The organism is Devosia sp. 2618 (assembly GCF_040546815.1).
Lineage (GTDB): Bacteria > Pseudomonadota > Alphaproteobacteria > Rhizobiales > Devosiaceae > Devosia.
Genome location: NZ_JBEPOO010000001.1, coordinates 1,263,532 through 1,276,064, shown reverse-complemented (window position 1 = coordinate 1,276,064; position 12,533 = coordinate 1,263,532). Strand labels below are relative to the sequence as shown.

At 59.1% G+C, this 12,533-nt stretch carries 9 protein-coding genes; all 9 read right to left on the bottom strand.

All coding sequences use genetic code 11. The features are described from left to right. Positions 1–52: 52 nt before the first annotated feature. The 9 genes from bamA to dnaE all read right to left on the bottom strand — a co-directional run bounded on the left by bamA (position 53) and on the right by dnaE (position 12,378). Positions 53–2,209, bottom strand: coding sequence for an outer membrane protein assembly factor BamA (gene bamA, locus ABIE28_RS06450; RefSeq protein ID WP_354061205.1), 2,157 nt, complete (start codon positions 2,207–2,209; stop codon positions 53–55). A 184-nt stretch (positions 2,210–2,393) separates the two neighbouring features. Beyond that, positions 2,394–3,530, bottom strand: a complete 1,137-nt coding sequence (rseP, locus tag ABIE28_RS06445; protein WP_354061203.1) for an RIP metalloprotease RseP — start codon at positions 3,528–3,530, stop codon at positions 2,394–2,396. A gap of 45 nt (positions 3,531–3,575) precedes the next feature. Beyond that, positions 3,576–4,535: a phosphatidate cytidylyltransferase gene (locus ABIE28_RS06440; protein WP_354061201.1), complete on the bottom strand. Its 960-nt coding sequence runs from the start codon at positions 4,533–4,535 to the stop codon at positions 3,576–3,578. Further along, a complete protein-coding gene (gene uppS, locus ABIE28_RS06435) occupies positions 4,438–5,163 on the bottom strand; it encodes an undecaprenyl pyrophosphate synthase (RefSeq protein ID WP_502913428.1) in 726 nt (241 codons plus the stop codon). The genes ABIE28_RS06440 and uppS overlap by 98 nt, the downstream gene beginning before the upstream one ends. 59 nt (positions 5,164–5,222) lie before the next feature. Next, on the bottom strand, positions 5,223–5,780 hold the full coding sequence (gene frr / locus ABIE28_RS06430; protein ID WP_354061197.1) for a ribosome recycling factor: 558 nt from the start codon (positions 5,778–5,780) through the stop codon (positions 5,223–5,225). An 18-nt stretch (positions 5,781–5,798) separates the two neighbouring features. Then, complete coding sequence (gene pyrH, locus ABIE28_RS06425; protein ID WP_502913364.1) at positions 5,799–6,518, bottom strand: UMP kinase; 720 nt, start codon at positions 6,516–6,518, stop codon at positions 5,799–5,801. Positions 6,519–6,722: 204 nt separating this feature from the next. Further along, the gene (gene tsf, locus ABIE28_RS06420) at positions 6,723–7,652 is read right to left on the bottom strand and encodes a translation elongation factor Ts (RefSeq protein ID WP_354061193.1); all 930 of its coding nucleotides are present in this window, start codon (positions 7,650–7,652) and stop codon (positions 6,723–6,725) included. A 72-nt stretch (positions 7,653–7,724) separates the two neighbouring features. After that, positions 7,725–8,498 (bottom strand): 30S ribosomal protein S2, encoded by a 774-nt coding sequence (gene rpsB, locus ABIE28_RS06415; RefSeq protein WP_354061191.1) that lies wholly within the window; start codon positions 8,496–8,498, stop codon positions 7,725–7,727. Between the two features lie 424 nt (positions 8,499–8,922). Then, entirely contained in the window at positions 8,923–12,378 is a 3,456-nt protein-coding gene (gene dnaE, locus ABIE28_RS06410; protein WP_354061189.1) for a DNA polymerase III subunit alpha, read from the bottom strand. Positions 12,379–12,533 lie beyond the last annotated feature (155 nt).

Here is a 12,533-nt window from a genome sequence, read left to right as displayed (position 1 = left end):
GCCGCGGCGCTACCGCCCCGCGGCTCAAAATACTGTGTTACGCCAGGTTGGCCTAGAACAGAGTCGACATCGTCAGCTGGAAGACCTGCGTACGGTCGTCGGTCGACTTATTCAGCACGTGAGCGAAGTCGCCACGCAGAGGACCGAACGGACTGTCCCAGATCAGCGAAGCGCCGATCGAAGTACGCCATGGCTCATCGTTACTGGTTCCCTTGACGGCATTAGGAGGAGCGCCATTCGGATTGACGATGCTCGGCAAGTTGGCACCATCAACCCAACCAGCGTCAGCCCAGATCGCAGCCGACAGGCCATAGCTTTCTGGAACCGCTGGGATCGGGAACTGGATTTCAGCCGACACACCAGCATAGGCAACCGCACCGAGGTACTGACCATTGGCGAGACGAGGACCATAACCACGACCTTCGAAACCTCGAACCAACTGCGAACCAGGCGAGAAGGCTTCCACGACATTGACGCCGTTACCACTGAAGTCATTGACGACGCCAGCCTGCGCGCGAACGCTAGCAACAATACCGCTATCCTGGATCAGAGGCATGAAGTAGCGGGCACGAGCTTCGGTCTTCAGCAGGTTATGATCCCAGCCGATATACGTCTGCGTAAAGGTTGCGAACAGGCCTTCAGTCGGCTTCTTAGTATCGTCGAGGCCATTCCAAGTCAGCGTATAACCGCCGAATGCTTTGTAGAACTCCTCGCCATTACGAACAAGAGTCGAATCGGGGAGGTTTTTAGGATCCTTGGGATCGCCGTCCTTGATGACCTTGCGCTCGATACCTGCAAACAACGTAGTTGAGAACGTGCTGGTCAGTGGGATGCCAAGGCGCAGCTGACCGCCAGTAGCTTCTGTACCATAGACGCTCGACGTCGTTTCGTCGTTGATGCGGTGATATGCGTCGACGCCAGCAGACACCTTGAGACCCATGAAGCGAGGCTCGGTGAAGGAGAAGTCGAAAGTACGGCCCGACTGCGATGCACCGATGGCAGCGCGCAGGAACTGACCACGACCAAGGAAGTTTCGCTCAGTCAGCGAGATTTCGCCCAGCACACCATCAACGGTCGAGTAGCCAGCAGTTGCGCCATACTCACCAGTCGTCGTTTCGGTAACATTGATGTTGAGGATCACCTTGTCGGCAGACGAGCCGGGTGCAGTGGTCACATCAACAGCAGAGAAGTAGCCGAGACGATCGATATTCTGGCGACCACGGACAACCAAAGCGCGGTTGAAGGCATCGCCTTCGCCGAACTCGAGTTCGCGACGGATAACGAAGTCGCGGGTCTTGGTGTTGCCGGTGATGTTGATGCGCTCGACATAGATGCGCGCGCCCTCATCGACCAGGTAGGTCACCTTGAACGTGCCAGTTGCAACATCACGGTCGAGACGAGCACGAACGTCGACAAAGGAGAAACCCTGGGTCGTAGCTTCGTAGGCAATGTCTTCGATCGACTTCTGCAGATCGCTAGCCGAATAGGTACGACCCTTGTCGGTCTTGACCGAACCACGCAGCGCGTCGGTGTTCAGGCCTGCAATGCTGGTTTCGATGCCGACATTGGAGAACTGGTACTTCTGACCTTCATTGATCGTGAAGTTGATGAAGTACGCATTGCGCGATGCATCATACTCACCGACCGAAGTCACCTGCGCATCAGGGAAGCCGCGATTGGCATAATAGAGACGGACGCGTTCGCGATCGACAGCGAGCTTGCGGTCATCATAGCTATCATCCTTGAACAGCCAGCTGAGCAGACCAGTTTCCTTGGTCAGCAGCGAGCTCTTCAGCGTGCCAGAGTTGAAAGCGTTGTTGCCGGTGAAGTTGATCGCTGCGATGCCCGCGCGATCACCTTCATTGACGACAAAAATCACCCGAACGCGACCGTCGGCAGTTGCCTCGGTGCGAGCAGCGACAGTAACGGACAGGAAGCCATCGCGGTCATAGGCCTGGCGGATGCTTTCAACATCCGAGGCAAGACGCTGCTGGCTGAAAATTCCGGAGGCCGACATATCGACCATGGCAAGAAGCTGGGAGTCCGAGAAGCGACGATTGCCCTCAAACAGCACGGAGCCAACCAACTGTTCCTGCGCCTGGGCTGCCACAGCGCCAAGTAGCGGGATGCTGGGTCCGGCGAGCGGCGCTGCACCCAGAATCGCCAGCGCTAGGAAAGCGCCGCGCATAAGCTTGGTGGTATGGATCATATTATTATTGCCTTCTGCGACCAGGCCAGAGGAATCGCCATGCACAGCGCTTCCCAAGGCTAACTCCATTGCACCGTTTTACCGCCTTTTTAACCAACGACAAGCCGTAAGCCTGTACGCGGTTAGCAAAAGCTTGGTGCCCTTGTATTCCTGCAACACCTTGCAAACCAAGGTTAACCGAAGCTTACCTAAAGATTCCGAAGTGCGCAAAAATCGTATCGTTAAACAGCGTGAACACCATGAGGCTCAAGACAAGGGCAAATCCTATGCGGAAGCCTATTTCTTGCACCTTCATGCTGAGCGGACGCCCTCTCACAGCTTCCACCAAATAGTATAACAGATGGCCCCCGTCGAGCATTGGAACCGGCAAAAGATTGAAGATTCCGATATTTAGCGAGAGCAAAGCCGTCAGATTTATGAGTGCGATGATTCCCAGCGTCGCTACTTCGCCCGAAACCTTGGCGACTTTGACAGGTCCACCAAGCTGTTCGATATCGCCGCGACCGACGAAAAAGTCGCCGATAAACGCCGCAGTTCGCTGGATGATGAAGCGAATTTCTTCGCCGGTCATGCCAATGGCTTCGATCGGGCCGGGCTTGTAGAGCGTCACGTCCGACGGCTCAGTGCTGCGGCTGACGCCAATACGGCCAATCCGCTGCATATTGCCGAAACGGTCTTCAATCTCGGTGACTTCAGGGACCACGACAATGGTCTCGGCCGTGCTGCCGCGATCCAGCTGGATCGTCACGGGCCGTGCCGGGCTGGTCGCCACCAGCCGCTGGAAATCTTCAAAGCCGCGCACGGCATAGCCGTCGACCGAACGGATCACATCGCCCGGCTCAAGCCCGGCGGCCTCGGCGACGGAGCCGACGATCACGTCCCCGATCACCGGAGGGATCGTGTAGCGGCCATAGCCGAGCAGCAGGGCATAGAGAATGAGGAAGGTCAGGATGACATTGGCGAGCGGGCCAGCGATGACCACGGCAATGCGCTGCCAGACATTCTTGTTCACGAACAGGCGTGGCGCCAGTTGTGGATCAGCATTGGCGACGACCTCGTCATCCACACCACCCGATGGGTTCATGTCGCCGACAAAGCGCACATAGCCGCCCAGCGGAACCGCCGAAACGCGCCAGCGCGTACCGTGGCGGTCGTTCCAGCCGAAAATCTCAGGCCCGAAACCGACAGAAAAGGTCTGGATCGCAATGCCGTTCCAGCGGGCGACCAGATAGTGACCCATCTCGTGCACGAACACGATGACCGTCAAAACCGCAAGAAACGGAATGACATAGGACAAAAGCCAATAGATGAATTCTAACATGGATATCCCTGCTAGGCCGTGTGCGCTCCGCGCGCGCCGGTCCTGCTACCAGTAGAGCAGCCCTTCAGCCACAGAGCCATATCCAGCATGTAGCGCGCCGACCAACAACACCAGCAACACGCCAAATGTGAGGCTATCGAGCCGGTCCATCAGGCCACCATGGCCCGGGATGATGTCGCCGCTATCCTTGATACGAAAATGCCGCTTGATGGCACTTTCGCTCAAATCGCCGAGCTGGCCTAGTACGCTGATCGTCGCGGACAGCACAAGACCGATCCACCATGGCGAGTCCGTCGCCACGATCCACACAACCAGCCCTGCCCCAGTACCGAGCGCCAAACCGCCGAGCGCACCAGACCAGGTCTTGGACGGCGAAATGTCGGGCGCAAGCTTTTCACCGCCAATCTGGCGGCCGGCAAAGAAGGCTGCGGAGTCAGTCATCCACACGACGGTGCCGAGATAGACACCGGCCCAGACGCCGGTAATGGTGTCACCACGCATGGCAATGACGGCAATGATGATGGCGCCATATATGATGAGACCCAGAACGCGCCAGAGCACGCCCTCCCCCCGCATGAAGATCGCGACCACGCAGGCCACGGCGATCACGGCAATCGTCCCCAGAGGACCGAAAGCGGGATAGATGGCGCCGGACACGGCAACCAGAGCAATCAGCACCATGCCGGCTGGTGTCAGCGGCGCGCGCGACACCATGGTTTCCCACTCGCGATACGCAAGGGCGAACACGACGCCGACAACGACGGCAAAGACATAGCCACCGATATAAAGAGTGGTCGCCGTCAGCGCGATAAGCACCATGGCTGAAATAAACCGGGGCCCAAGGTCAGACCAGGTGCGACGCCGATTTGCGGGAGACTCTGGCGCAGGATCGCCTGGATTGCTCAAGTTAACTCGCCCCGATACCGCCAAAGCGTCTGTCACGCATCGAGAAGGTCTCGAGCACCCTGACGAAGCTTGCCTCGTCGAAATCGGGCCAATACTCATCGACAAAGATGAATTCGGCGTAAGCAGCCTGCCAAAGAAGAAAATTTGAAATTCTTTGTTCGCCGCTGGTGCGAATAATAAGATCAGGATCCGGCAAACCGGCAGTATAAAGAGCCGATGCGATAGTGTCTTCGGTAATTGAATCTGGGGATAACCGGCCGGCAGCGACTTCGCGCGCAATCTTGCGCGTTGCATCAGCGATCTCGGCCTTGCCCCCATAATTGAAGGCCACGATCAGAACGAGCCCAGTATTCTTGGCCGTCTTGGCTTCCACATCGTCGATCAGGCGAACGAGACTTGCCTCCAGCCCCTCACGGCTACCGATGATCCGAACCCGCACATTATTGCGGATCAAACGCTGCAAATCGGACGCAACGAAGCGGCGCAAAAGGTTGAAAATAAAGGAAATTTCATCCTTAGGCCGCGTCCAGTTCTCTGACGAGAAGCTGAATACAGTCAGATGCGCCACGCCGTAGTTGATGCAGAGTTCAACGAGGTTGCGGAGGGATTTGACCCCCTCGATATGCCCTTCGGTGCGCCGCTTGCCGCGCGCCTTCGCCCAGCGTCCATTGCCATCCATAATAACGCCGAGATGCGTTGGAATACGCAATCTCGGACGTTGGGACACATCGGCGATGATAGCTGGATCAATGGACATCCACGCCCTCCCGGCGCAGCGTAGTCGGCTTAGACCTGCATGATTTCGGCTTCTTTCGACGCCACGACTTGGTCGATTTCAGCAACGGCCGCGTCGGTGGCCTTCTGGACGAGGTCGGACTGCACACGAGCATCGTCCTGGCTCTGATCGCCATCCTTCTCGGCCTTCTTGAGCGCGTCCATGCCATCACGACGGATGTGGCGCACCGCAACGCGGGCGGCCTCGGCATAGTTATGCGCAACCTTGGCCAGTTCCTTGCGGCGCTGCTCATTGAGCTCGGGCAGAGGCACACGGATGATCTGCCCCTCCCCCATCGGGTTGAGACCCAGGCCACTATCACGGATGGCCTTTTCGACAGCGTTGGCCATCTGGCGATCCCAAACCTGCACGCTCAGCATGCGGGGCTCAGGCACGGTCACAGTGGCAACCTGGTTCAGCGGCATGCGCGATCCATAGGCTTCAACAGTCACCGGCTCAAGCAGGCTCGCGCTGGCGCGACCGGTCCGCAGTCCGGCCAGCTCTTCGCGAAGCGAAGCAATGGATTTCTGCATGCGGTTCTTGAGGTCTGTGAGGTCGTAACCGGCCATTGTTTTTATCCTTCTAGGCTAGATCGGCTCGCCGACACGCGTGTAACGGGAAGTTCCCGCCAGCACACCGGCCAAGCCGGCCGCGTCGTCGAGTGCGTATACGATTATGGGCATGGAGTTGTCGCGAGCAAGCGCAAATGCGGCAGTATCCATCACGCGCAGGTTCTTGCCGATAACCTCGTCATAACTGACGTGGTCGTAGCGCGTCGCATTCGGATTCTTCATGGGGTCTTCGGAATAGACGCCATCAACCTTCGTGCCCTTGAGCACCACATCACATTCCAGCTCGATCGCCCGCAGGGTCGAGGCTGTGTCTGTGGTAAAAAACGGATTGCCCGTACCGCCGCCCAGCACCACCACATAGCCCTCTTCGAGAGCCAACTTGGCGTCGCGAGCGGTGAAAGTGTCGGCCACCGATGGCATGGAAGCGGCGCTATAGGGCTTGCACTTGGCACCCTGGCGCGAAATGGCATTGGAAAGAGCGAGGGCATTGATCATCGTGCCCAGCATGCCCATCAGATCGGCGGTCACCCGGTCGGTGCCCTCGGCCGCGCCGGCCATGCCTCGGAAAATATTGCCGCCGCCAACAACGATGGCAATCTGCACACCGGTATTGGCCGTATCGGCGATCTGCTTGGCTATGCCCTGCAGAAATGCGGGCTCAATACCGAAGGAATTATCTCCCGCCAGCGCCTCGCCTGAAACCTTGAGGAGAATGCGTTTATAGGCAGGCGCCATCGGCAAACCCCTCTTTGGAAAAAATCTAGCGGGGTCCGAATCCGGCGACGCCCGGCAGACCCTATGGCAAAAACGCCTTCAAATGAAGGCGTCACACCGAATGAAAAGGCAATATGGCAGGGTTTTAAGCTCGATCCCGGCCAAATCATGACCATAGGGAGAGCAGCGAGCGGGCCCTTGGGCCCACCCGCAATAGCGAGGCGCTTACTTTACGCCGGAGGTCGCAGCGACTTCAGCAGCGAAGTCGGTCTCGACCTTCTCGATGCCTTCGCCCAGTGCATAACGCACGAACTTTGTCAGCTTGATCGGAGCGCCAACGTCCTTCTCGGCGTTCTTGAGAACGTCGGCGACCTTGGTTTCGCCGTCGACCACGAACACCTGCGACAGCAGCGTGACTTCTTCGAAGTACTTGCGCATGCGGCCTTCGACCATCTTTTCAGCGATCTCGGCGGACTTGCCCGATTCCTTGACCTGCTCAAGTATGATGGCGCGCTCGCGAGCAACCACGTCCTGATCCAGCTCTTCAGGCGCAATCGCCTGTGGCTGGGCAGCGGCGATGTGCATGGCAAGCTGCTTGCCAAGAGCCGACAGCGCAGCTTTGTCACCGGTCGACTCAAGAGCAACCAGGATGCCGATCTTGCCAAGACCTGGCTTGACGGCGTTGTGCACGTAGCTTTCCACCACGCCATCGGAGACCGAAACGGTCTCGGTGCGGCGCAGGTTCATGTTTTCGCCGATCTTGGAGATCGCTTCGGTCAGTTCGGCCGAAACCGAGTGACCCGAACCTGGGAACGGCATTTCGCCGAGCTTGACGACGTCGCCCTCAGCGTCGAGGCCGAGCTTGGCAATATTGCTGACAATGCCCTGGAACTGTTCGTTGCGGGCAACGAAGTCCGTTTCCGAGTTCACTTCAACGACAGCAGCCTTGGTGCCGGCGGTGATGACACCAACGAGACCTTCAGCAGCAACGCGATCAGCCTTCTTGGCAGCCTTGGCCAGGCCACGGGTGCGCAGCCAATCGACCGCTGCTTCCATGTCGCCATTGGTTTCGGCCAGAGCCTTCTTGCAGTCCATCATGCCCACGCCGGTTGCGTCGCGGAGCTGCTTGACCAGGCTTGCAGTAATTTCAACCATGATAATACCTTTCGGCGGCCCCTGTTGTCGGGGCCGCATGGTTCAGATCAGAAAGAAGTACGCGATGCGTGCTTAGTTAGCGGCAGGTGCTTCTTCGGCCGGCAGGTCTTCAGCCGGTGCGCGATCGGATGCGCCGAGATCGGTGCCGAGAGCCGAAGACGAACGGCCGATGCCGTCGATCGCAGCCTTGGAGACCAGCGACACATAGAGCTCAAGAGCGCGCGACGCGTCGTCATTGCCTGGGATGGCATAGTCAACGGTGTCGGGATCGCAGTTGGTGTCGACGATGGCGATCACTGGGATACCCAGACGACGGGCTTCCTTGATCGCGTTCGCTTCCTTGTTGGTGTCGATGACGAACAGGAGCGAAGGCAGGTTGCCCATGTCCTTGATGCCGCCGAGGTCACGCTCAAGGCGTTCCTGCTCGCGGGACATCATCAGGCGTTCCTTCTTGGTGCGGAGCGCCAGATCGTCTTCGCTCATCGACTCAAGTTCGCGCAGACGCGAGATCGAGTTCGAAATGGTCTGCCAGTTGGTCAGCGTGCCGCCGAGCCAGCGGGAGTTCACGAAGTACTGGGCCGACTGCTTGGCAGCCTCGGCAACCAGTGGAGCAGCCTGACGCTTGGTGCCAACGAACAGCACGCGGCCGCCATCGGCAACGGTGTCCGAGATCAGCTGCAGAGCGCGGCTGAGAGCTGGAACGGTCTGGCTCAGGTCGAGAATGTGGATGTCGTTGCGAACGCCGAAAATATAGCGCTCCATCTTTGGGTTCCAGCGGTGCTTCTGGTGGCCAAAGTGAACGCCTGCTTCGAGCAGTTGACGCATAGAGAAATCGGGCAGTGCCATGATGGCTGCTCCTTGTTTACCGGTTGATGCCGCCACGAAACATTGCGACGGTTTCCCGTCACCGGATGGCATTTCGATTCCTCGATCTGCCTGCTTCGTGTGTGAAATCGCGCTGACGCGCAGTCAAACGCAGGGGCGATATAGGGCAAGCATCCCATAAACGCAAGGGCCGCCGGCCACTCACGAACCTGTTATGGGAACCGTTTACCGGATTAATCATTATTAACTACATAGACCCGTGCCAAGACATGGGGACAAGGGTGAAAGCCCCCAAGCGGGGGAGGAAGGGCTCAGGCTCACCTCCTCCGCGTGCTATTTCGGGGTAGCGAATACACCAAGGCTATTAGGCGTGCGCCCTGCCCCGACAGCTTTCAGTTCAGTGACCACGGTATCTTGAGTCAATGCAGCGGCCAGCTCAACCAAATCAGTTGAACCGCACATCCGTGACGCCTTCCAGCGCCTTGATGCCGCCGGCAACTTCGGCGGTCAGGCGATAGGCGCCGGGCAGTTCGATCTCGTATTCGCGGGCGCCTTCATCGCGGATGACCACGAAATTGACCTTGCCCTCCCCGCCCCGCTTGAGCTGGGCGTTGATCGAGCCGAGCGCCTTGGCATCGGCGGCGAAGACCGTCAGGCGTCGTTCGATGGTGTCTTCAATGCCATCCATGGCCTTGGCGCCACCCAGACGCAGGCTGACGCCTTCAGCGCGCTCTTCGGCGGCAACTTCCAGAATGACCGACTTGCCCGGCTGCAGGATAGCGCCGTACTGGCTGATCTGCTCGGAGAAGGCGACCACCTCGAAACTGCCTGTCTGATCGGACAGCGTCAGGATCATCATCGGCGTGCCCTTTTTGGTGCGCCGATCCTGCCGACCGCTGATCGTGCCAGCCAAGCGCCCGGCCCCCGCCCCATCCTTGACCGCCCGCTCGAAATCGGCCCAGCGTTGCACACGCAGCTTTTCGAACATGTCGGCATAGGCATCAAGCGGATGCGCCGACAGATGGAAGCCGATGGCCGCGAGTTCGCGGTCTGCCCGCTCGGTCGTGGACCAATCGAGCACGCCCGCTGGCAGGCGCAGGGGCTCGGGCTCGCCAGCGTCGAACATGTTCCACTGGCCTTCATTGCGCTCATGGGTGAGCGACTGAGCCATACCCATCACCGTATCGATGGCCGCGACTGCCACTTCGCGGCGCGGCACGATGTCGTCGAACGCCCCGGCATTGGCCAGCGTTTCAAGCGTGCGCTTGGACAGCACGCGAGGATCGACCCGGCGCGCGAAATCGCCGAGATCTTTGAACGGCGTCGAGCCGCGTACTTCCACAATATGCTCGGCAACCTGCCGGCCCACGCCCTTGACGGCGCAGAGGCCATAGAGAATGCGCTTGTCCTTGACCGAGAACACCACCTCGGACTTGTTCACGCAGGGCGCGACCAGTTCGATCTTGTGGCGCTTGGCCTCGCTGCGGAATTCGGCGAGCTTGTCGGTATTGCCCATATCGAGCGTCATCGACGCCGCGAGGAACTCGTGCGGGTAATGCGCCTTAAGATAAGCGGTCTGATAGCTCACCAGAGCATAAGTAGCCGCGTGGCTCTTGTTGAAGCCGTAGTTGGCGAACTTTGCCAGCAGGTCGAAGATCGTATCAGCAAGGCTCTTCTTGAGGCCATGCTTGATCGCGCCTTCGCGGAAACGCTCGCGCTGCGCGTCCATCTCCGCCTTGATCTTCTTACCCATGGCGCGGCGGAGCATGTCTGCTTCGCCAAGCGAATAGCCTGACAGAAGCTGGGCGATCTGCATCACCTGCTCCTGATAGACGATAATGCCATAGGTCTCGTCGAGCACCACCGAGAGGTCTGGATGGGGATACTCCACCTCTTCACGACCGTGCTTGCGGTCGTTGAACAGCGGAATATTGTCCATCGGACCCGGACGATAGAGCGCCACAAGCGCGATGATGTCCTCGAAGCGGTCGGGCTTCATATCGACCAGGGCACGCCGCATGCCGGCGCCTTCCACCTGGAACACGCCGAACGTGTCGCCCCGGGCATAGAGGTCGTAGGTCGGCTTGTCGTCGATCTCGATGTCCTCGATGCGGAAGCTGCCGCCGTCGAGGTTCACCATATTGACCGCGTATTGCACCGTTGTCAGCGTCTTGAGGCCCAAGAAGTCGAACTTGACGAGGCCCGCCGCCTCGCTCCACTTCATGTTGTATTGGCAGACCGGCATGTCCGAACGCGGATCGCGATAGAGCGGCGCCAGATCCTGCAACGGACGGTCACCGATAATGATACCGGCGGCGTGCGTCGATGCGTGGCGGAACAGACCTTCGAGGTTCTTGGCGATGGCGACAAGATCGGCCACCGTCTCGTCCTCATCGGCCATCCGCTTGAACTCGGGCACCTCGTTCATGGTGCGCTCGATCGACCACGGATCGGCCGGATTGGCGGGCACCAGCTTGCAGATGCGGTCGACCTGACCATAGGGCATCTGCAGCACGCGACCGACGTCACGCAGCACAGCGCGCGCCTGCAGCGTTCCGAAGGTGATGATTTGGCTCACCTGCTCGAAACCGTACTTCTTCTGAACGTAGCGAATGACCTCTTCGCGACGGTCCTGACAGAAGTCGATGTCAAAGTCGGGCATCGACACGCGTTCCGGGTTGAGGAAGCGTTCGAACAGCAGATTGTAGGCCAGCGGGTCGAGATCGGTAATCGTCGTCGCAAAGGCGACCAGCGAACCAGCGCCCGAACCACGTCCCGGCCCCACAGGAATGCCCTGCGATTTCGACCAGCGAATGAAGTCAGCCACGATGAGGAAGTAGCCAGGGAACTTCATCGACTGGATGATGTTGAGCTCGAATTCGAGCCGGTCCCAATAGTCTTTCTCAGTCTTGCCCGGCGAAGGCCCATCCGTCGCCAGACGGTCACGCAAGCCATCTTCTGCCATAGCGCGCAGCGCTGCGGCTTCGGCGGCGACGGCATCGTCATCACTCAAATCAGGCGCGGCGGCAAATTTTGGCAGAATCGGTTTGCGCGTCTGCGGCCGATAGGAGGTGCGGCGCGCGATCTCAATCGTCGAAGCCAGCGCCTCCGGGACGTCTGAGAACAGCTCCGCCATTTCAGCGCGCGTCTTGAAATAATACTGGTCGTTGAGCTTGCGGCGCTCGGTCTGGGCCAGCACGGTACCACCGGCAATCGCCAGCAGCGCGTCATGGGCCTCAAATTCTCTGACCGACTTGAAGAAAGGCTCGTTGGTCGCAACCAGCGGAATACCCTTGCGATAGGCAAAGTCGATCAGGCGCGGCTCAACGCCGGCCTCCTGCATCCGACCATGCCGCTGCAATTCCATGTAAAGGCGATCGCCAAACAGATCGCTCAACCGCTCAAGACGGCGCAGCGCATTGGCGTCCTGCCCGAGCGAGAATGGCATATCGATGGCGCCTTCTGGCCCACCGGTGAGACAGATCAGCCCCTCAAGCCCTTCCCGGCTCAGCCAGTCGAGCTTGGCGCGTGCGACACCGTCTTCGCTTTCGAGATAGGCCTTGGACACCAGCCGCGACAGGTTTTCAAATCCCTGCTGCGTCTGCGCCAGCATGACCACACTGGACTTGCCAGCCCAGGCCACATGCCCGCGCTCGCTAACGCGCTCTTCGGCAGCGGCGAAATCAATCGCCAGTTCCACGCCAGCGATGGGCTGGATGCCCTTCTTGCTGGCCTTTTCGGAAAATTCTAGCGCCCCGAACAGGTTGCCGGTATCGGCAATGCCCAGCGCGGGCTGGTTGTCCTCCTTGGCGAGCTTGAGGATGGTTTCAAGCTGCAGCGCTCCCTCAAGCAGGGAGTACGCAGAATGGACGTGGAGATGGATAAAGCCTGGACCGCTCATGATGGACCTTTATGACCGGGTTGGCGCGATGATCATACCGCTGCTCAACCACAATCCACAGGCACCGTCACACGAGTCGGGCCAACACATCCATCCATGTGAGGGAGCCAACAGTGAAGGCGCCCAGCGTAACGAATGCGGCAAAGTCCTTGATG